Below are 21,000 nucleotides of genomic sequence, written 5' to 3'. Positions count from 1 at the left end.
ATTACCCCCGTTGCCCGATCCGCCGTACGATGCCGCTGGTTGACGGTAGACCACATGCTACCCATCGGCCGCACCCTCGGCCCGTGGCCACGGGGCGTCGGTGCATCGGTACGCATCACCAGCACGGCGACGGGGAGCAGCACAGTGCGGCGGTGCGCGTGACGGACGGCGGCAGCAACGACGACGACAGTTTCGTCCTCATCGGCGTCGGCGACTACCAGGATGCGAGCTGGCGGCGGCTGAGCCACGTACCGGCCAGCGTGGAGCGGCTCTACCGGCTGTTCCGCTCGCTGGGGTACGTCCACGAGCTGCCTGACCTCGCGAGCAGCGGCGACTTCGCCACCATCACCCAGCGGTTACGTGCTTGGGACCGGTCCGGCACGCGGCTGGTGCTGTACTGGACGGGGCACGGCTCGGTCGACGCGGGCGAGCACTTCCTCATAGCCTCCGATTCCCCCGGTACCCGACTGGACGGGCTCAGCGCGATCACCGCGAAGGCGCTGGCCCGCTTCCTGGCGCACCGGGAGTTCGAGGAGGTCCTGATCCTCCTCGACTGCTGTGCCGGCGGAACGGCCGCGTCCCGCATCGCCACGGAGATCTGCGAGGTACTGGACCGCACCAGCAGCGCCGGACCCGAACGGCGGTTCGCGGTGATCGCGTCGACCCGCGGCTACGACAGCGCCGAGGACGGGCTCTTCGCGCAGACGTTGGAGCACGTCGTGCGGCACGGTCCCGAAGACCGGCGCTGGACGGAACACGACGAGACCATCCGCTCCGACGAACTGGCCGACGCGATCACCCGGATCCTGTCGGACCACGATGCCGCGACCGCCTTCCGCGCCCTGGGCGCGCCCGTCCCGGCCCTGCGCAACCCCCTGCACCCGTCGGCATCCGTCCCCGACGAGGACGTGGAGACCAAGCGGCTGCGCCGACTGCGGTCGGCGGACGTGGACCAGCACCTCGTGCTCTCGGCCCGGGGGATCGAGGTGGGTGAGACCGGCTGGTACTTCTGCGGCCGCGAACGGTTGCTGCGGCGTGTCTTCGGCTGGCTGGAGCACAGCGATCGAGGGCTGTTCGCGATCACCGGATCGCCCGGTACGGGCAAGTCCGCCCTGCTCGGCAGGATCGCCACCCTCTCGGTGCCCGCACTGCGTGCCATCGCCGACGACGAGGGCGGACTCAACGACACGCCCAACTCCGCCCTCCCGCCGCTGGGTTCGGTGGATCTGGCCCTGTCCTGCCGGAACAAGACCCTGGACGACTGCCTGCGCGCCGTCGCCGATGTCCTGGGTCTGCCCGTGCCCGATGACGGCCGGCTGACGGCGGCGCAAGTCGTGCGGCAGGTCGGCGAACTGGGCCGACGGGTGACGGTCGTCCTCGACGGGCTGGACGAGGCCAAACCGGCCGAGGCGGTAGCCATCGCCGCCGACCTGCTGCGCCCGCTCGCCGATCTCACCGGCGTACGGGTCCTGGTCGGCACACGGCCGCATCGAGCCGGCGGCGCGGCGGGCAGCGGCGCCGCGGCGGGCACCGGCGGCGCGGCGGGCAGCGGCGCCGCGGCGGACACCGGCGCCGCGGCGGACACCGGCGCCGCGGCGGACACCGGCGCCGCGGCGGACACCGGCGCCGCGGCGGGCAGCGGCGCCGCGGCGGACACCGGGGCGGCCGACACCGACGTCGCCGAAGGCACCGCGGCCGCCGACGGCACGGTGGACGGCAGCGGTACCGGCCCGCTCCTGCGGGCACTCGCCCCGGACGAAACGGCCGTGCTCGACCACGAGCCGGAGACCCGTGCCGACCTCACCGCCTACGCGCGGCGACGGCTGCTGGGAGCCGAGCACTCCCCCTTCCGCGGTCGGGAGGAACGGGCCGCGGCCTGGGCGTCGCGCATCGCCGACGCGAGCGGCGGCATCTTCCTGTACGCCAGGGTCGCCACCCGTGCGGTGCTGGGGGCGCTGGCGCGCTCCGGCGGCGCGGAAGGACGGGCCGATGTCGACCGGTTGCTGGCGGGTGACCTAGCGGCCGTGCTCGACGTGGAGTTCGCGCGGGTCACCGACCCGGATCGGCTACGTGACCTGCTGCGCCCCCTGGCCTGGGCGGAGGGCGCGGGGCTGCCGCGCCGGGACCTCTGGCCGGCGCTGGCCGACGCCCTGTCCGGACGCGGGGAGCCCCACTACACGGACGAGGACATCGCCTGGGTGCTGGAGAACGCCGGGTTCCACGTCGTGGAATCCGGGGAGTCGGGCCAGACCGTGTACCGCCTCTACCACCAGGCACTCATCGACCACTTCCGGGGAACGTCCCCCTGGGACGCGCACGCGCGGATCACCCGGGCGCTGCTGGCGACGTTGCCCGGCCGCGGTCCCGCCGCCTGGCAGTCCGCCCACCCCTACCTGAGCCGGCACCTCACGGCGCACGCGCTCGCGGCGGGCATGCTGCCGGAGGTCATGCGCGACCTGGGCTTCCTCGTCCACGCCGATCCCACGCGCACCGCCGCGGCCGTGCGTACCCTGCCCAAGCGGTTCACGCTGCCGGTGGCCCGCCTCTACCTGCGGGCCGCGCACCGTCTGGTGTCCCTCTCGCCCCCGGACCGGCTGCGCATCCTGCTGATGACGGCGATGTTCGAGGAGTGCGAGCTCGTCAGTTGGTTCCGCGGCCACACCCGTGTCGACGCGGTGCTCGAGGCCGCCTCGACGGCACCGGACGACTTCAGCATCGTCCTGCACGGGCACTCGGGTCCGGTACTCGCCCTGGAGGCCCTCGACTCCGGCGACGGGCGGGAGGTACTCGCTTCCGCGAGCGGTGACGGGACGGTGCGGGTCTGGGATCCGGACACCGGCGAGACACGGATGGTGCTGACCGGCCCGCGCACCACCGTGACGGCACTGACCACGCTCACCGACAAGGAGGGACGCCGGCTGCTGGTCGCGGCGGCCGGACGCGACCTCCACGTATGGGACCTGGACACCGGCGACGCGGTCGCCGTCCTCCAGGGCCACTCGGACACGGTGCTGTGCCTGGCCGCCTTCGACGGGGTCGAGAGCCCGCTCCTGGTCTCCGCGGGCGAGGACCGCTCCGTACGGCTGTGGCGCACCGAGGACTGGAGCGCGACCGTGCTGAGGGGCCATGTGGGACGGGTGACGGCGGTGGCCCCGGTGACGCTGCCCGACGGGCACCGGTACCTGCTGTCCGCGGGCGCCGACTGCACCGTACGCCGCTGGGACGTGGACGGGCCGGACGGGCCGGAGGCCGCCGGTTCCCTGCACGGCCACACCGGCACGGTCTACGCGCTCGCCGCCCTCGGTGCGTCGGGCGAGCGGACGCCGAACGGGGAGACCCCCTACGAGGGGACGTTCGCGGTGTCCGGAGGCGACGACGGCACGGTGCGCGTGTGGGACGTGGGGCGACTCGCCCTGCGGCGGGTGCTCCCCGGGAAGGTGGGCGGGGTACGTGCACTGGCCCCGCTCACCGGGGGCGGGGGCGGGGACCGCACGCTGCTCGCCGTAGCGGGCCTGGCGTCACGGATCACGCTCGTGGATCCGTACACCGGGTCCCCGCAGCGGGTGCTGACGAGCCGTATGTCCGGCCTTCCGGAGGAGGGATACCGGGCGGCCGCGGGAACCCAGGTGGTGCCCGTGGGCTGGGCGGCGCTGCCCTCGCGCGGTCGGGGCCGTCACGCCTTCCCGGCCGGGTCGTACGCGCTCACCTCCCTCCGAGCCGGCCGGGGCAGCGGCAGCGGCCTCCTCGCCTCCGCCGGGTGGGACGGCGCGGTGCGCCTGTGGACCCCCGGTGACAGCGGCTCCCACACCGCGCAGCCGGACTACGACAGCCGTCGTGCGCGCACGATCGCGGCCTTCCGCCGGACCTCGGCCGGCCGGCCCTGGGGACTGGCCGTCGCGGGGGCCGCGGGCGGCGCCTGGCTCACCGACGCGCGGGGCGACAACCTGGCCCGGTTGTTGCCCGAACGGCACCTGGTCGACCACGTCGCCCCGCAGGTACTGCCGGACGGCCGGCTGGTCATCGCCCTCGTGGAGCACCGGGAGTACCGGAAGCACCGGGTGCGCGTCGTCGACGCCGAGACCCGTGAGGAGATCACCACCGGTGGGACCGCGGCGGCACTGGAGCAGCTCCGGGGACCGATCACCTCGCTCCGGTCCGCCTCGGCGCCGGGCTGGACGGCGGCCCTGGTGGTGAACTACGAGGGCGGACCGCCCCGGACCCTGCTGTGGCTCCCGGGCGACCGGACCCACGTCGCCAGTGACCCGGAGGGACTCCCGGTCATGACGGCGGTGCCGTGCGTGCGCCCGCGGGCGGAGGCCCTCCTGGCCTCGGTCACCCCGGGCGGCCTCATCCTGCTGCACGGTGCCTCCGGCTCCTTCACGCAGAGCGTGGGCCGCACGTCGCATCCGCCCGTGCCCGGCGTTCCGCCGGTGGCCCTGAGCACGCCGTCCGGGCACTGGCAGCTCGCCGTGCCCGTGCAGGATCCGGACGGCGCGGCCGGCTCGCGCGACGCCGTGGAACTCTGGGACCTCCAGGGCGGGGAGGGTGCGGGAGCCGGCCGTGCACTTCTCCATGACGGCACACCGCTGACCCACCTGACCCGGCTCGCCCGATCCGATCAGGACCTCGTCGTCGGCGTCGGCGCGGACCGGGCCCTGCGCGTCTGGAACCCGGCCCGACCCGACCGCGAACCGCTCGCCTTGCCGCTGCCGGGCGCCGTCAGCGACCTGACGACGGCCGCCCCCGACGTGGTGTTCGTCCTGGTGGACGAACACTGGTTCGCCTTGCGGTTGACGGGGCTCGGCCCGGTCCTGTCGGGCTGACCCCCGCCCGTGCGTCGCCGCAACTGCCCGGCCCGCCCGCGGTGTCGTCCGGTTCACCCGCCTAGGGCGGCGGGGTCCGTCAGGCTTGCTGGCTGGTCGAGGCCAGGACGATCTCGCGGACGGTGACGTTGCGGGGGCCGGCCGTAGGCGTACGCGACGGCCGCGGCCACCTCGTCCGGGTCCAGCGCGCCGCCCGCCGACTCCTTCCACGCCCCGCCGCTGACCGGGCCGGGCTGCTGCACCGCCCGGGCGTGGTGCCGCACGACCCGCCCGGGTACGCCCGTGCGGCGCAACGCTACGGACGGGGGTGGGGGCACGAGGCGACCCTTGACCGCCCGTCACGCAGCGTGCTGGGCGCGCCTGATCAGGAATCGGCGCGGAACGCCCCGTGGACGCGCAGGTCGCCGTTGATCGCTACCTTCCCGTCGTTCGTGTGCATGATCCAGGCGCCTTCGTTGCGGACCGACAGGTGCGCGCCGGCGTTCACCTTCCCCTGCAAGCGCGACTCGCCTTGAACGCGCAGCATGCCGAGCGTGGTGAGGTCTCCGGTGACGGTGACCGTGCGGTCGGCGTTCACCTCGCCCTCGGCGTCCAGGCGGCCGTGGACGATCAGTCGCGGCGGGCCGTCCTGCGTCTCCAGCACGTTGTCGACGCTCAGCCCGCCCTGGAGGACGAGGCGTTCCTTGACCTTGGCCCGGTCGGTGACCACGTCGTTCAGGTCCGCCGTGGCGGCGGCGACGGTCCCCCACTGCCGGGTCCCGGAGCCCTGGAACACGTTCATCCCGGAGGCCGGGAACTCGATCCATCCGTCGGCGGCCGTGCGACCCTGCACCCACTTGGTGTTGATGCCGTTCAGGTCCGCGAGGTCAGCGGCGACGGTTCCCCAGTCCTGTTTTCCGTCCTTGCGGACGTTCACTCCCGACTGCGGGAACTCGACCCATCCCTTGCCCGCGTCCCGGTCCCCCACCCACCGGGTGTTGATTCCGTTCACGCTGATCTTGTCGGCCGTGACGGTTCCCAAGTCGCTTCCACCGCCGCGGCCGACCCGGATTCCGTCGGACGGGAACCGGATCCACCCGGCGTCGCTCTCGCGTCCCCGGACCCACTCCGCGGTGACGGTGTCGGCGTCGGCCTTGGCGGCGGAGAGGGTGCCGAGGTCGCCCGCGGCATCGCGGATCTGGGCGCCCTGCGCGGTGAAGACGATCCGGCCCTTGTCCGTCGTGCCCTGGACCCACGGGCTGTGGATTCCGGTCGTCGCGGTGACGCCCTCGAACTCGGGGCTGCGCAGGTGGACGGTGGTGGTGAGGAAGTACCCGGGCTGCTGCCCGCCCGGAGAGGTGGCGATCAGGGTGTACGTGGCGTCCCGCTTCGGCTCCTGGCCCGCCGCCGGCGACCACTGCCAGCCGCCCGTGCCCTGCGTCGGCACGACCGTCTCCGGGGGGCCGTCCGGACCTTGGATCCGGTAGGTGAGGGTGTCGGGCCCGTCCCATTGCAGGACGACGTCCTGGCCTCCGGCCACCAGGGACTGCTGCGCACGGAAGTTGCGCGGAACCTTGGGCAGCTGCTTCAGCAGGCTCAAGGTCACGGGGTTCTTCTGCACCCTGGCGCCGTTCGCCGCCCGCTCCGTCACGCGCAGCAGCACCAGTCCCGCTGCGCTGGAGACCGGGAAGCCGTCCAGGACCAGGGCCATGGAGCCGGCCTCCTGGAACAGCGTGTTCGGCCGGGCGGTCACGGTGAGGACACCCGTGTTGTCGTCCCAGGCGACGATCGGCTCCTCCCCCTGCTTCGTCGCGGTGTTCCGCTCGATCCGCGCGGTGATCGTCTTCGGATTCGCCGTCAGATCACCGTCCGCCTGGCCGCAGGGCACGCGCATCTCGATGGAGTACCAGATCACCTCGTCCATGGTCGGGTTGGAGACGACGATGTAGACCGATCCCCGGCGTTCCTCGCCCGCGACCGGCACCTGGAGCGGAGCGGGATCGGTGAGTACTTCGTAGTGCAGAGAAGCCATCGCTGAAGACCCCCTGTGTGCGCTGTCCGACGCTCGCCCCCGACGGGCGCAGCCCCTCCAGCACAGCACCCACCGGACGGTCCGGGACCCCGATCCAGCCCAACCGGCGCGAAACAGACGTGTACTGGCCGAATCGGGAATCTCCCACTTTTCGATGGCGTGGCCCACGACGCGCAGCAGCGGCGGGGGTTCGGGCTCGGGCCGGTCGGAGTCCGACATGGTCCAACCTTGACGGCCAACACCGGTAGCCATACCGTGAGGCCACGCGCGGCTAACACCGTTAGCCGCGGTGATCCGATCGGTCGCAGCGCGAGAGGGCCACAGTGAACACCGGTACAGCCGGCAGCACCCCGTTCGACAGTGACCCGACCCGCCCCCTCCGGGGTACGGGGAAGCCGCCAGTGCTCCCGTCCCCGCGGACGGCCCGCCATGGCTGACCGCGCGCGGCAGATCATGGCCGCCGCGCGGGAACTGCTCGACGCCGAAGGGCCGGATGCGTTGTCGATGCGGCGCATCGCCGAGCGCGTCGGTATCCGGGCGCCTTCCTTGTACAAGCACTTTCCCGACAAGGCCGCCGTCGAGGCCGGACTCCAGGTGCAGGGGATGACCCGGTTGGCAGAGGAGTTGGAGGCGGCTGAAGCCGAGATCGGCGTCGAACCGCCCCTGCTCGTGCTCGCCCGCGCCTACCGCCGGCATGCTCTCGCCAGCCCGCACCTCTACCGCATCACCCACGGTCGACCGCTCGCCCGCACCGCGCTCCCCGAAGGGCTCGAAGACCGTGCGGCGACGCCGCTGGGCCACGCGGTGCACGGCGACATCGACGTCGCACGCGCGTTCTGGGCGTTCGCGCACGGCATGGTCGTGCTCGAACTCGACGGCCGCTTCCCGCCCGGCGCGGACCTGGACGCCGCATGGCGCACCGGCTGCGAGGCGTTCGCCCGAACGATCCGGAACGGGACCGGGGAAGACACCGCATGACCGCCACGGCCAAGGGGCCCGCTCCCGGTACGCCGTGCCTACCCGTCCGCTTGATCGACACCTCTACGGAGTGACCATGGATCTTGCCTACCTCCCCAGTCCTTCGACCGGGGTGCTCCACCTCGGCCCGGTCCCGTTGAGGGCGTACGCCTTCTGCATCATCCTGGGCGTCTTCGTCGCCGTCTGGCTCGGCAACCGGCGCTGGGTCGCGCGGGGCGGGGAGCAGGGCGTCATCGCGGACGTCACCCTCTGGGCGGTACCGTTCGGCATCGCCGGCGGACGCCTCTACCACGTGATCACCAGCCCCGACGCGTACTTCGGCGACCACGGCGAGCCGATCCGAGCCCTGTACGTGTGGGAAGGCGGGCTCGGCATCTGGGGCGCCATCGCCCTGGGCGGTGTCGGCGCGTGGCTCGGCTGCCGCCGCCACCGCATCCCCTTCCCCGCCTACGCGGACGCCGTCGCCCCCGGCATAGCCCTGGCCCAGGCGATCGGCCGCTGGGGCAACTGGTTCAACCAGGAACTCTACGGCCGCCCCACCACGCTCCCCTGGGGCCTGGAGATCGACCGCGCACACCGTCCGTCCACCCTGCTCGACACCGCGACGTACCACCCCACCTTCCTCTACGAGTCCCTCTGGAACATCGGCGTCGCCGCACTGGTCCTCTGGGCGGCCCGCCGGTTCACGCTCGGGCAGGGCAGGACCTTCGCCCTGTACGTCGCCGCCTACACGGTGGGCCGGTTCTGGACCGAGTACCTGCGCATCGACGAGTCCCACACGTTCCTCGGCCTGCGCCTGAACGGTTGGACCTCGGTCGTGGTCTTCCTCGGCGCCCTCACCTGCCTCGTCGTATCGGCCCGCCGCCACCCGGGCATCGAGGAGGTGCCGCAGACGAAGGACGAGGTCGGCCACGAGCCGGCCGGCGAGCCCCGCCCGGGCGTCGCCGTCAAGGCAGGAGGAGCGACGCGCGATGACACGTAGTCGAGGTGCGGATCCCGTTGCACCGGAGTCGGCCGACGAATTGTCCCTGACGGCACAGGAGTACGAGGCGGTGCACGAGGCCGTCCGCACCGTGGCCGGGTCGAGGGGGACCCGGCAGCTCCAGACGCTGAACTCGTTCCTCGAGCAGTGGAACGAGTTGGTGCACGAGGTGGAGGAGGGGTACGGATGGTCGGCTCCGGAACTCTCGAACGATCTGGGATGCCGCACCGCGCTGGCCCGTCTTTGGCCCCTGCTGCCGCCACGGGTCCGTGCCGTCCGTCAGCCTGAACTCGACGAGATCGACGCAAGGTTCCGCTCCGCCACCGTGGGCTGGCCGGGGCACGATGACCAACAAGGACGATGGTGGCTGCGGCGCGTGCCACGACGCCTCGATGCGGAGACCACCCGGCGCAGCGCGCACGGTTGGCCCCTGGGGTGGGAGGTCATGGAGTTCCCGAAGCCGGAAGCGGTGGAGATCACCGACTGAGGAGGGGCGGGAGGTCTGCCGCGCTTCAGTCCTTCCCGAGCGTGGACGCATGGTCGGGAACGGCGTTCTGAAGCTCTTTGGACGGGCGCTGGTAGCCCGTCGAAGGGGGACGGGACGGCAGGGTCAGCGAAGGCAGCGCCACGTCCTCGTAGGGGAGCGAGGAGAGCAGGTGGGCGATCATGTTGAGTCTCGCGCTGCGCTTGTCGTCGCTCTCGACCACGTACCACGGGGAGTCCACCGTGTCCGTGTGGACGAGCATCTCGTCCTTGGCCCGGGAGTACGCCTCCCAGCGCGTGAGGGACTCCAGGTCCATCGGGGAGAGCTTCCACCGGCGCAGCGGGTCCTCGGTGCGGCGGCGGAAGCGTTCCTCCTGCACCGCGTCGCTGACGGAGAACCAGTACTTGCGCAGCAGGATCCCGTCTTCCACGAGCATGTGCTCGAAGACCGGGCACTGGCGCAGGAAGAGCCGGTGTTGCGCGGGCGTGCAAAAGCCCATGACGTGCTCGACCCCGGCGCGGTTGTACCAGCTGCGGTCGAACAGGACGATCTCGCCGGCGGCCGGCAGGTGCTCCACGTAGCGCTGGAAGTACCACTGGGTGCGCTCCCGTTCCGTCGGCTTCGGCAGCGCCGCGATGCGCGCAACGCGGGGGTTGAGGTGTTCCGCGACACGCTTGATCGTGCCGCCCTTGCCCGCTGCGTCGCGGCCCTCGAAGACGACGACGAGGCGAGCGCCTTCCGCACGCACCCACTCCTGAAGCTTGATCAGTTCCGTCTGGAGCCGCAGCAGCTCGTCCTCGTACACCGCCTTCTTCAGACCCATGGCGTCTCCTCCCCGTCGTCGTCCGGCACTGCGATCAAGTGAGTCACGGCGGGCATCCGTGCGCAACAACACCCATCGGGCCCAGGCGTGTCGATACGCTGACCGTGGATCGGGCAACCGAGCGAACCGCCGGAGGGAAAGCGCGTGGGTGTGGGGAATCCGTTGACCCGGGTACCGCGGATGCGACTGGACGAGTTACTGGACGAGCTCCAGGTCCGCATCGACGCGGTGCGCGGCACCCGTGACCGGGTACACAGCCTCTTGGAGGCCGTCGTGTCGGTGGGGCGGGAGCTGGACCTCGCCCAGGTGCTCCGGCGGATCGTGGAGGCCGCCGCGCTGCTCGTCGACGCCGAGTACGGGGCGCTGGGCGTGATCGGCCCCGACGGCCGCACGCTCGCCCAGTTCCTGACCGTGGGACTCACGAACCAGGAGATCGCCGGGATCGGCCCCCTGCCGGCCGGCCACGGCCTGCTCGGGGAGGTCATCCACCACCCGGAGCCCCTGCGCCTGACCGATCTCGGCGCGCACTCCTCGTCCTACGGCTTTCCGGCCCATCACCCGCCCATGCGCACGTTCCTGGGCGTGCCGATCCGGGTCCGCGACGAGGTGTTCGGCAACCTCTACCTGACCGACAAACGGGGCGGTCTCGACTTCGACACCGAGGACGAGACCGTGATCTCGACCCTCTCGGTGGCGGCGGGCGTGGCGATCGACAACGCGCGGCTCTACGAGGGCTCCCAGCGCCAGCAGCGATGGCTGAAGGCCAATGCGGAGATCACCGAGAGCCTGTTGTCCGGCAGTTCGCGCCCGGCGGTGCTGGAACTCATCGCCCGCCGCGCACAAGAGATCACCGCGGCACGCCTCGCGGACATCGCCATGCCCGTGGCCGGTATCGACGGCCTGGTCGTGGAGTTCGCGGCCGGTACGGACGCGAGCGCGCGGCAGGGCCTCGTCGTACCCTTCGCCGGCACGCTCTCGGGGGCGGCGCACCGGGCCGGCAAGCCCGTCACGGCCGTGCTGCCCTCGGCCGACGCACGCTACCCGGCCGAGGCCCAGGCGCAGGACGGATCGGGGCCCGCCGTGGCCGTCCCGTTGGGCACCGCGGGCGGCGAGAGCCGGGGCGTCCTGCTGCTCGCGCGCGCGGCGGGAGAACCGGCGTTCGGCGAGGGCGAGCTGGAGCCCCTCGTGGCCTTCGCCGGTCAGGCCGCGCTCGCCCTGGAACTGGCGGAGCGGCGCCGGGACGCCGAGCAGATAGCCCTGCTGGAGGAGCGCGACCGCATCGCCCGCGACCTGCACGACCTGGCCATCCAGCGGCTCTTCGCCACCGGCATGACCTTGCAGAGCGCCGCCCGGCTCGTCGAGCACGAAGGGGCCGCCGAGCGGGTCGGCCGGGCGGTCGACGACCTGGACGAAACCATCAAGATCATCCGGTCGACGATCTTCGGACTCCGCACCAAGGACCGCGAGAGCGAGCCCGGTCTGCGGGCGCGCGCCGCCCGGGCCGTCGGCGACGCGGCCACCACCCTGCGCCACCCGCCGCGCCTGAGCATGGAGGGCCTGCTCGACACCGACGTACCGCCGCACATAGCCGACCACGTCATGGCTGTGCTGGGTGAACTCCTCAGCAACGCCGCCCGCCACGCGCAGGCCACCCGGGTCGGCGTGACCCTCAAGGCCGGCCGGGACGAGATCATGCTGACCGTCACCGACGACGGGAAGGGCCTGCCGGCCCAGGGACGCAGAAGCGGCTTGCGCAACCTCACCGAGCGGGCGCAGGGCCTGGGCGGGTCCTTCACGCACGAGACGCCCGATGAGGGGGGCACCAGGCTCGTCTGGCGGGCGCCCCTGCGCACCGGGAGCTGAGGACCGGGGCGCCTTGCGGGGTCAGGCCCGGGCCGCCGGCACCAGCCGCGTCGGGTCCGCTTCCAGCCGAAACCCGGTGACGAGGTCGGGGCGGATCCGCAGGGCGCTGGTCATCGGGCGTGCCACCCAGGGGCGTAGCAAGTGCGCGTACCGGTCCACCTCGTCGGTGTCGACCACGGCCCTCGCGTAGCCGGTGATGACGACGCTCCAGCCGAGGTGGGTGACGGGATCGATGTCGTCCGCTTCATAGGCCACCACCACGCCGGGGGCGTCGGCGGGCGCCGCCAGGGAGGCCAGCGCCCCGCCGTCGTGGATCCGGACGATGATGTCCTCGCCCTCGACGAGGTGGTTGACCGGTCGGACGGCGGGCAGCGCGTGCTGCGTGAAGACGATGCGTCCCAGTGACACCGTCGAGAGCAGCCGCAGGGCCTCGGCCCGGTCCAGCTCCCGCATGTGCCGGGCGGCGGTCACGTCACCGATCCGACCGCCGGGTCGCGGTAAGGCTTCTTGATCCATGGTGTGCACCTCACAGGACGACGAACTGCAGGTCTCGGTCGGCAGCGAGCACCCGCATGGACTTCACCACCAGGGGCGGAACGTCGCACAGCAGGAGGCGTGTTCCCTCGGCGCAGCAGCGGCGGTGGAGACGGATGAGGAGGTCGATGCCCGCGCTGTCGCAGAAGGAGAGGCCGCACAGGTCCAGGACGATGTTGCGGTGGCCGGATCCGGCGAGCTCGCGCAGGCGCGGTGCCACTTGCCCGGCCGTGTAGAAGTCGAGCTCTCCGGCCAGGGCGATTCTCACACCGCGGTCGTCGCGGCCCACGGTCTTCAGGTCGATCAAGGCGGTCGTCATGGCTTCCTCCGCGCTGCGTGCGGCTCCGTCGAGTCGCGCCGTTCCCCGTGCGCCCTCAGTTCATCCGGTGCGGCGGGTACGCGGAAAGGCCCGGCAGGCCCTCGGGACAGGGCCGAAGGTCCCTTCTTTCGGAGGCTCCGACCTCCTTGCCTCATGCGGTACGTGGTCGATGAGGGCCGATCGGCCCTGTCCGTTCGGCCGTGGGGGAGGCAGGATTTCGGTGTTCGTGCGTCAAGGACGGACCCAGGCGAAGGAGTTGCGTCATGACCGGCAGCGGTGTCCCCTCCCCCGCGACGGAGCCCATCAGCGTCTTCCTGCTCGACGACCACGAAGTCGTACGCCGGGGAGTGCACGACCTGTTGGACGCCGAGCCCGACCTGACCGTGGTCGGTGAGGCGGGCACGGCGGAACAGGCGCTGGCCCGCGTCCCCGCGCTGCGCCCCCGGGTCGCGATCTTGGACGTACGGCTCCAGGACGGCGACGGGGTGAGCGTGTGCCGGGAGTTGCGCTCGCGGATGCCCGAGCTGGCCTGCCTGATGCTCACGTCGTTCGACGACGAGGAGGCGCTGCTGGACGCCGTGATGGCGGGGGCCTCCGGCTACGTGCTCAAGCAGATCACCGGCACCGACCTCGTGACCGCCGTCCGGACGGTGGCCGCCGGCCAGTCGATGCTCGACCCCGGGGCCACCACGCGTCTGATGGCCCGCATGCGCGGCGACGTGCCCAAGGAGGAGCGGGCCCCGGGGCTTCCCGGCTTCACGGACCGGGAGAAGGAGATCCTCCTCATGGTCAGCGAGGGTCTCACCAACCGGGAGATCGGCGGGCGGCTGTACCTCGCGGAGAAGACCGTCAAGAACATCATCTCGCGGCTCTTCATCAAGCTCGGCGTGGAGAGGCGCGTCCAGGCCGCGGTGATCGCCAGTCACGCGCTGACCCCGCCCGGCCGGCACCCGGCCCCGGCCGCCGAATAGGAGCCGTCCGCGGGAAGGGCCGGGCACGCCGTACGATCGCGTGCCCGGCTCCGCCGTCGGCCCCTCGGCCCGTCGGCCTGTCAGCCCGTCAGCCCGCCGTCGACTTCGGCCCGCCGTCGGCCCGGGGGTCAGCGGTGCGGGACGACGGCGACGGGGCAGGCCTAGTGGTGGAGCACGGCATGGGCCACCGACCCGATCCGCACGCCCACCGCCGACTCGCGGACCCGGCGGCCGACGACGACCAGCCGGGCGTCCGACGCCTCGGACAACAGCACGTGGCCGGCGCTGCCCCGCTCCACGTGCGCGACGACCTCCACCTCGGGGAACCTCAGCCTCCACGGCTCCAGCGCCTGTTCCAGCGCGACCTTCTCGAACGGCTCCAGACCGCCGAACTGTTCGGCGATCCACATCGAACCAGGGCTGTAGCCGTAGACCGGGGGCGGGCCCCAGGCCCGGACCGCGCGGAGCGGGACCTTGCGCGCTGCGGCCGCCTCGAAGGCGAAGCCCAGTACCTCGGCGGACTCCTGCACGCCGCCTTGCTGCCCGACGACGACCTCGCCCTCGTCGCCCCCGCACACCGGCTTGCCGTCGCGGGCCCGGACGGAGACGACGGGGCACTCGGCGGAGGCGATCAGCTGCTGCCCGTAGGAACCCAGCAGGAAGCCTGCCAGCGCGCCGTGCCCGCGGGTGCCGAGCACCAGCATCTCGGCGTCCTTGGCGGCGCGCAGCAGGGCCGGTACGGGAACGTCCGGCACCACTTCCGCGGAGAGCGAGAGCCGCGGGTGTCGGCGCGTGAGCCCGGCCTCCGTCTCCTCCAGGATCTCCTGGGCCCGGCGGGCCTCGGTGCCGCGGTCCTGGACGACCGGGACGGCGAGCGGCTGCCACAGCCAGGCGTGCACCACGTGCACGTGCATGTCGCGGCGCACGGCTTCCCGCGCGGCCCAGTCGGCAGCGGCCCGGCTCTCGGCGGAACCGTCCACTCCGACGACGAGGGTGCGCTTCACAGGTCTGTCCTCCGTACTGATGCGCGAAGCATCGGGGTCGCAGGCTGGAACGGGTGGCGCCGGCCGGGGAGGACCGGGCGCCACCGGAGTCCACTGTCCTCGGGCCGGGCGGGTGCGGATAAGGGCCGATCGTCCCTCGCCGAGGGACGGTCCTCCCCTGCCGGCCGTACCCCGGCAGGGTGCAGGGTGTCGGCATCGGCTCAGTCGACGAACGTCCCGGACCCTCGTACGCAGGAGCGGACATGACCGCGTTGAGCGCGCATTCGATCTCGGAACTGGACGCCCACTGGCGCGCCGCGAACTACCTGGCCGTCGGTCAGATCTACCTCATGGGCAACCCCCTGCTGGCCGAACCGCTCCGGCCGGAGCACATCAAGCCGCGGCTGCTCGGTCACTGGGGCACCTCGCCCGGCCTGAACCTGGTGCACACCCACCTCAACCGCGTCATCGGGGAACGCTCGCTGGAAGCCCTGTGCGTCTGGGGCCCGGGCCACGGCGGACCCGCCGTCCTCGCCAACTCCTGGCTGGAGGGCACGTACAGCGAGACCTACCCGGACGTGGGCCGCGATGCCGACGGCATGGCCAAGCTCTTCCGGCAGTTCTCCTTCCCCGGCGGAGTGCCGAGCCACGTGGCGCCGGAGACCCCCGGTTCCGTGCACGAGGGCGGGGAGCTGGGATACGCCCTCTCCCACGCCTACGGAGCCGCCTTCGACCACCCCGGCCTGCTGGTGGCCTGCGTCATCGGCGACGGCGAGGCGGAGACGGGACCGCTCGCCGCGTCCTGGCATTCGAACAAGTTCCTCGACCCGGTCCACGACGGGGCGGTCCTGCCGATCCTGCACCTGAACGGCTACAAGATCGCCAACCCGACGGTGCTGTCCCGGATCCCCGAGGCCGAGCTCGACGCGCTGCTGCGCGGCTACGGGCACGACCCGCTGTACGTGACCGGCAGCGACCCCGCCCAGGTGCACCGCGCCATGGCCCGCGCGCTGGACCACGCCGTGGACCGCATCGCCGCGATCCAGCAGGAGGCACGGACGGCGGGCACCGAGCCCGGAGGGGAGTACGCACGCTGGCCGGTGATCGTCCTGCGGACGCCCAAGGGCTGGACCGGTCCGGTGTCCGTCGACGGCGACCCGGTCGAGGGCACGTGGCGCGCCCACCAGGTCCCGCTCGCCGGGGTGCGCGAGAACCCGGCACACCTGCGGCAGCTGGAGGACTGGCTGCGCTCGTACCGGCCGGAGGAACTCTTCGACGCCGACGGCCACCCGACGCCGCAGGTCCTGGCCTGCGTTCCGAAGGGCGAGCGCCGCCTCGGCGCCGTGCCGTACGCGAACGGAGGCCGCCTCCTGCGGCCCCTGCCGCTGCCCACGCTCGACCAGCACGCCGTCCCCGTCGACAAGCCCGGCCGCACCCTCCACGAACCGACCCGCGTCCTCGGCCGCTTCCTCACGCAGATCATGCGGGACACGGCTGAGCGACGGGACTTCAGGGTCGTCGGTCCGGACGAGACCGCCTCCAACCGGCTGGACGACCTGTACGAAGCCACCGGCAAGGCCTGGCAGGGCATCACGGAGCCCACGGACCGCAACCTGTCCCGCGACGGCCGGGTCATGGAGATCCTCTCCGAACACGTCTGCCAGGGCTGGCTGGAGGGCTACCTCCTCACCGGCCGCCACGGCCTCTTCTCCACCTACGAGGCCTTCGCCCACATCGTCGACTCCATGGTCGGCCAGCACATCAAGTGGCTGAAGACCGCACGCGAACTGTCCTGGCGCGCTCCGATCGCCTCCCTCAACTACCTGCTCACCTCCCACGTCTGGCGCCAGGACAACAACGGCTTCTCCCACCAGGACCCCGGATTCGTCGACCACGTCCTCAACAAGAGCCCCGAAGTCGTACGGGTCTACCTGCCGCCGGACGCCAACACCCTCCTCGCCGTGGCCGACCACGCCCTGCGCAGCCGCGACCAGGTCAACGTCATCGTCGCCGGCAAACAGCCCTGCTTCAACTGGCTGCCCATCGACGAGGCCCGCACCCACGTGACGCGCGGCGCAGGCATCTGGGAGTGGGCCGGCACCGACCACGGATCCCGCGAACCGGACGTCGTACTCGCCTGCGCCGGCGACGTACCCACCATGGAGGTGCTGGCCGCCGCGGCCCTGCTCCGCGAGCACCTCCCCGCGCTGGCCGTCCGCGTCGTCAACGTCGTCGACATCGCCCGACTCATGCCCCACGAGGAACACCCCCACGGCCTGACGAACCCCGAGTACGACGCCCTCTTCACCACCGACAAGCCGGTGATCTTCGCCTACCACGGCTACCCGTGGCTCATCCACCGCCTCGCCTACCGCCGGACCGGCCACCCCCAGCTGCACGTCCGCGGCTACACGGAGTCCGGCACCACGACCACCCCCTTCGACATGGTCGTGCGCAACGACATGGACCGCTACCGACTCGTCATGGACGTCATCGACCGCGTACCCGGCCTCGCAAGCCGCACCGAGGGACTGCGCCAGGCCATGGTCGACCAGCGCATCCACCATCACGACTGGATCCGCGCACACGGCACCGACCTGCCGCACGTCGCGGACTGGTCCTGGCCGTACTGATCAGCCCGGGGCCAGTGCCCCCGCCCGGCTGCTGCACCGCTCCCCGGTGATGCTCCGCGCGGGCCGCGGATCAATGGCCGAGCACGACCCTTGCGCCTGACGGCGGTTCCGCGGCCCGCACCGGCGGCCCGGCTCAGACGCCGGAGGGGACCCCGGCCTTCTCGTCGGACCCCGCGGCCGGCGCCTCGGCCGCCGCGAGCCTGCGGTTGCGCCGGACCGAGGAGATGAAGGACCAGCCGATCAGGACGACGCCGACGAGGCCGGTGATGACCTCGTGGATCTCGTACTGGATGGTGACGAGCAGGATCACGGCGAGGGCGCCGATGGCGTAGTGCGCGCCGTGCTCCAGGTAGACGTAGTCGTCGAGGGTGCCCTGGCGGACCAGGTAGACCGTCAGCGAACGCACGTACATCGCACCGATGCCGAGGCCGAGCGACATCAGGACGATGTCGTTGGTGATGGCGAAGGCGGCGATGACGCCGTCGAAGGAGAAGGACGCGTCGAGGACTTCGAGGTAGAGGAACAGGAAGAACGCGGCCTTGCCGGCCATCACGACCGCCGGGACCTTCGTGCCGCTCGTCCTGGCCGCTTCCTCGGCCTCGTGCTCGCGCTCCTCCTCTTCCTCGAGCTTGTTCTCGAAGTAGCCGGAGAGACCGCCGACGACCAGGTAGGTGATCAGGCCGAGGACGCCGGAGATCAGGACGGTCTGCGCTTTGTCCGCGTGGACGCCGCCGTACTGGTGCGCGTGGGTGGCGAAGGTCATGGCGGAGACGAGCAGCACGATGAGCGCGATGCAGACGGAGAGCATGTCGATCTTGCCGAGCTTGGCGAGCGGGCGCTCCAGCCACGCGAGCCACTTGAAGTCGCGGTCCTCGAAGATGAAGTCAAGGAAGATCATCAGGAGGAACATGCCGCCGAAGGCGGCGATCGACGGGTGGGCGTCGGTCACCAGCTGCTGGTACTTGTCCTTGTCGTCCAGCGCGAGCCGTACCGCTTCGATCGGACCGATCTCGGCACTGACGGCGACGATGACGACGGGGAAGACCAGGCGCATGCCGAAGACCGCGATCAGGACACCGACGGTGAGGAAGATCTTCTGCCAGAAGGCGTTCATCTTCTTCAGGATCCCGGCGTTGACGACGGCGTTGTCGAAGGACACCGAGATTTCGAGGATGGACAGGATCGCCACGATCCCGAATCCGGCCCACCCCCCGTATAACACCGCCGCGATCAGACCGAGCGCGGTGACCGCGAACGACCAGCCGAACGTTTTCAGAAGCACTGACTACCCCATCGTCTTGGGCGAGGATCCCCCGCGCCGTACCTGGTTTTGCGAACCATTTACCCTGAAGTCTAGGGCGACGCCTCGCAGCGCTGACGAGTACCGGCCAACGGGGCGGGCCGGGTGAAGGCCGAGCCCGACACCGCGGAGTGCTGAAGCCCGTCGGAGAGGAGGCGGGACCGATGCCGCGCGCAACGCCCGGAGCCGCGCCTTGTCTCTGATGCCGACACCCGCTTGACTTCCCCTTCAGGCCGGCCCGTTGAGAGGCGCCAGAGGTGGAGGGGGAACCGACAGATGATGATCGACGCCGCGGTCATGGCGCCGGCAGAGCGGGCGGAGGCGATCCGCGAGGTCATCTGGAGCAGCGTGGTGCGGGTGGAGATCACGCATCAATCGGACCCCCGGCTGATTCGCACGGTGGGTGCGATCAGCGGCGTCGGGCCGCTGAAGGTCTGCTCGGTGCGCGCGAACGCAACGACCATCCGACGTACGCCCGCGCTCACCCACGACGACATGGAGCCGAGCCTGTTCGTCGGGTTGCAGGTCTCCGGGAGCAGCATGGTCGTCCAGGACGGGAGGGAGGCCGTGCTACAGCCCGGCGATCTGGCGCTGTACGACACCACCCGCCCCTACACCCTGTTCAACAAGGACGGTATCCACCAGCACTTCTTCCGCATCCCGCGCACGGAGCTCGCTCTGCCCCCGAAGCTGCTGGACCGCGTGACCGCGGTCCGCTTCGACCGGACGGACCCGCTGGCCGACCTCACCGCCACCTGCCTGCGGCGCATCGCCCGCCACCAGGCGTGCCCCGCGCCCTCCCCCGAACACGGTCTGGACGCGGCGGCCCGACCGGGCATCCAACTGTTGCGCGCCCTCGTCACGGCCCGTCTCGGCGACCAGCACCTCACTTCCGAGCCCTGGCGCGAAACCCTGCACCTGCGCATCCTGGACTACGTCCGCGCCCACTTGGGCGACGACGACCTGACCCCGGCACGCATCGCTGCGCACCACCACGTCTCACGCCGCCAGCTCTACACCACCCTGGCACGCCACGGCGTCTGCCTGAGCGAGTGGATCCGGACGCAGCGACTGGAACGCTGCCGTGACGAACTCGCGGCACCTGCCGCCCGGCACCGTTCGATCGCGGCCATCGCCCGGCACTGGGGCTTCCCGAACGCCGCCCACTTCAGTCGCACCTTCAAACAGGCCTACGACCTCACCCCCAGCGACTGGCGGGCGCTGCACGGCGACCCCGTACGCTCAGCCGGCCTCGCGGGCTAGCTCAAGGGTGGGCGGCGGAGCCGGTGGCGCCGCCACTCGCTCGGGGTGAGCCCGTAGGCAGCGCGGAAGCGCCGGGTGAAATGGCTGGGGCTGGTGAAGCCGCAACGGGTGGCCACGGCGGATACGGGCAGTGCCGCGTGGCGGGGTGAAGCCAGCAGGCGGCACGCCGCCTCCAGTCGCTCGCCGATGAGCCACTGTTCCAAACTGATCCCCGCACGACCGAGCACGACGTAGAGCTGTCTCTTGGATATGGCGTGTTCGACGGCGATGCGCTCTGGGCCGAGGTCGGGGTCGGTGAGGTGGCGGCGCGCGTAGGCCGTGATCCGGGCGACCAGGGAACTGTCCATCGCCGCCCTGACCTGCCGGTCCCGCTCGTCGTGCGCCGCCGACGTCAGGAGGGCGCGCACCAGCTCGGTGGTGGAGTTCGCGAGGGCGGCGGCTCCGGGGTCCGCTTCCAGGCGGCCCGGATCCCGCCAGAACGCTCGCAGGTGCCCCAGGAGCAGGTCGTGCAGGGGGCTGGCCCGAAGCCGGACGGAGGCCCGGACCACGGTGTCGACCGGTACTCCGAGGTACTCCGCGTCCATGGTGATGGCCTGCGAGGCCCCGTATCCGGACCAGCCGTAGGCGCGGGGCGCGAGCTCGTGGAAGACACAGATGTCCTCCGGACCCAGCGTGAACCGATCTCCGGCCCGCTCGGCTCGGTGGACGCCCCTGGTCTGGAGCGAGACCGAGACCACCGGACGGTCCCGGTGCGCGCGCACGTGCCTGGCCGTCCGCCGGACCTCGAACCCCGAGCACCGCATGTCGAAGAGGTCCAACCCGCCCACCCGCCATCCTTCGATCCGGGCGCGCATCCCCGTCTCGTGCTCCTCGTGCGCGATGTCGTTCGGCACGGAGGTGTCCGTCATCGCGTGGTGGAACGCGTCCACCCGGTCGCGCGGTGCGAAGTCCTCCAAGTCCAGCAACAACACGAACTACCCCTCCATCACGGTCGTCTGCATGCGGTGGCCCACATCCTTCCTGGCAGGCCGCC

At 71.8% G+C, this 21,000-nt stretch carries 16 protein-coding genes; 8 read left to right on the top strand and 8 right to left on the bottom strand.

All coding sequences use genetic code 11. The features are described from left to right. Window positions 1-83 precede the first annotated feature (83 nt). Window positions 84-4,823 carry a caspase family protein gene (locus OG594_RS40210; protein WP_266607326.1) on the top strand — a complete coding sequence of 1,580 codons (4,740 nt, stop codon included), beginning with the start codon at window positions 84-86 and terminating at the stop codon, window positions 4,821-4,823. A gap of 53 nt (window positions 4,824-4,876) precedes the next feature. Here the strand turns inward: OG594_RS40210 and OG594_RS40205 are convergent, their stop codons facing one another. Next, window positions 4,877-5,140 (bottom strand): hypothetical protein, encoded by a 264-nt coding sequence (locus tag OG594_RS40205; RefSeq protein WP_266607325.1) that lies wholly within the window; start codon window positions 5,138-5,140, stop codon window positions 4,877-4,879. A gap of 47 nt (window positions 5,141-5,187) precedes the next feature. Then, window positions 5,188-6,834, bottom strand: coding sequence for a hypothetical protein (locus tag OG594_RS40200; RefSeq protein WP_266607324.1), 1,647 nt, complete (start codon window positions 6,832-6,834; stop codon window positions 5,188-5,190). Window positions 6,835-7,263: 429 nt separating this feature from the next. Between OG594_RS40200 and OG594_RS40195 the strand changes: the two genes are divergently transcribed. The 3 genes from OG594_RS40195 to OG594_RS40185 all read left to right on the top strand — a co-directional run bounded on the left by OG594_RS40195 (window position 7,264) and on the right by OG594_RS40185 (window position 9,281). Then, entirely contained in the window at window positions 7,264-7,812 is a 549-nt protein-coding gene (locus OG594_RS40195) for a TetR/AcrR family transcriptional regulator (RefSeq protein ID WP_266607323.1), read from the top strand. A 76-nt stretch (window positions 7,813-7,888) separates the two neighbouring features. Then, the gene (gene lgt, locus OG594_RS40190; RefSeq protein ID WP_266607322.1) at window positions 7,889-8,794 is read left to right on the top strand and encodes a prolipoprotein diacylglyceryl transferase; all 906 of its coding nucleotides are present in this window, start codon (window positions 7,889-7,891) and stop codon (window positions 8,792-8,794) included. Further along, window positions 8,784-9,281, top strand: coding sequence for a hypothetical protein (locus tag OG594_RS40185; RefSeq protein WP_266607321.1), 498 nt, complete (start codon window positions 8,784-8,786; stop codon window positions 9,279-9,281). The genes lgt and OG594_RS40185 overlap by 11 nt, the downstream gene beginning before the upstream one ends. Before the next feature lie 25 nt (window positions 9,282-9,306). Here OG594_RS40185 and ppk2 read toward each other — a convergent pair whose 3' ends face one another. Beyond that, window positions 9,307-10,101, bottom strand: a complete 795-nt coding sequence (gene ppk2, locus OG594_RS40180; RefSeq protein ID WP_266607320.1) for a polyphosphate kinase 2 — start codon at window positions 10,099-10,101, stop codon at window positions 9,307-9,309. Window positions 10,102-10,281: 180 nt separating this feature from the next. Here ppk2 and OG594_RS40175 point away from each other — a divergent pair, with 180 nt between their 5' ends. Beyond that, complete coding sequence (locus tag OG594_RS40175; protein WP_266607319.1) at window positions 10,282-11,964, top strand: GAF domain-containing sensor histidine kinase; 1,683 nt, start codon at window positions 10,282-10,284, stop codon at window positions 11,962-11,964. Window positions 11,965-11,985: 21 nt separating this feature from the next. On the opposite strand, the gene OG594_RS40170 is transcribed toward OG594_RS40175, so the two are convergent. Beyond that, complete coding sequence (locus OG594_RS40170) at window positions 11,986-12,480, bottom strand: pyridoxamine 5'-phosphate oxidase family protein (protein WP_266607318.1); 495 nt, start codon at window positions 12,478-12,480, stop codon at window positions 11,986-11,988. A 10-nt stretch (window positions 12,481-12,490) separates the two neighbouring features. Continuing rightward, entirely contained in the window at window positions 12,491-12,817 is a 327-nt protein-coding gene (locus OG594_RS40165; RefSeq protein WP_266607317.1) for an STAS domain-containing protein, read from the bottom strand. A gap of 263 nt (window positions 12,818-13,080) precedes the next feature. Here OG594_RS40165 and OG594_RS40160 point away from each other — a divergent pair, with 263 nt between their 5' ends. Further along, window positions 13,081-13,788 (top strand): response regulator transcription factor, encoded by a 708-nt coding sequence (locus OG594_RS40160; RefSeq protein ID WP_266607316.1) that lies wholly within the window; start codon window positions 13,081-13,083, stop codon window positions 13,786-13,788. Between the two features lie 161 nt (window positions 13,789-13,949). Here the strand turns inward: OG594_RS40160 and OG594_RS40155 are convergent, their stop codons facing one another. Beyond that, a complete protein-coding gene (locus OG594_RS40155; protein ID WP_266607315.1) occupies window positions 13,950-14,792 on the bottom strand; it encodes a universal stress protein in 843 nt (280 codons plus the stop codon). Window positions 14,793-15,034: 242 nt separating this feature from the next. Between OG594_RS40155 and OG594_RS40150 the strand changes: the two genes are divergently transcribed. Next, window positions 15,035-17,404 (top strand): phosphoketolase, encoded by a 2,370-nt coding sequence (locus tag OG594_RS40150; protein ID WP_266607314.1) that lies wholly within the window; start codon window positions 15,035-15,037, stop codon window positions 17,402-17,404. A 133-nt stretch (window positions 17,405-17,537) separates the two neighbouring features. Here OG594_RS40150 and OG594_RS40145 read toward each other — a convergent pair whose 3' ends face one another. Then, a complete protein-coding gene (locus tag OG594_RS40145; RefSeq protein ID WP_266607313.1) occupies window positions 17,538-18,686 on the bottom strand; it encodes a DUF475 domain-containing protein in 1,149 nt (382 codons plus the stop codon). Window positions 18,687-18,980: 294 nt separating this feature from the next. Here OG594_RS40145 and OG594_RS40140 point away from each other — a divergent pair, with 294 nt between their 5' ends. Then, window positions 18,981-19,967, top strand: coding sequence for a helix-turn-helix domain-containing protein (locus OG594_RS40140; protein WP_266607312.1), 987 nt, complete (start codon window positions 18,981-18,983; stop codon window positions 19,965-19,967). Here OG594_RS40140 and OG594_RS40135 read toward each other — a convergent pair. Further along, window positions 19,964-20,938 carry an AraC family transcriptional regulator gene (locus tag OG594_RS40135; RefSeq protein ID WP_266607311.1) on the bottom strand — a complete coding sequence of 325 codons (975 nt, stop codon included), beginning with the start codon at window positions 20,936-20,938 and terminating at the stop codon, window positions 19,964-19,966. The genes OG594_RS40140 and OG594_RS40135 overlap by 4 nt on opposite strands. Window positions 20,939-21,000: the final 62 nt, after the last annotated feature.

Origin of the sequence: Streptomyces sp. NBC_01214, assembly GCF_026340975.1 — a bacterium.
Classification (GTDB): domain Bacteria; phylum Actinomycetota; class Actinomycetes; order Streptomycetales; family Streptomycetaceae; genus Streptomyces.
Note: the sequence above shows the minus strand (reverse complement) of the source record. Positions and strands in the feature narration are given on the sequence as shown.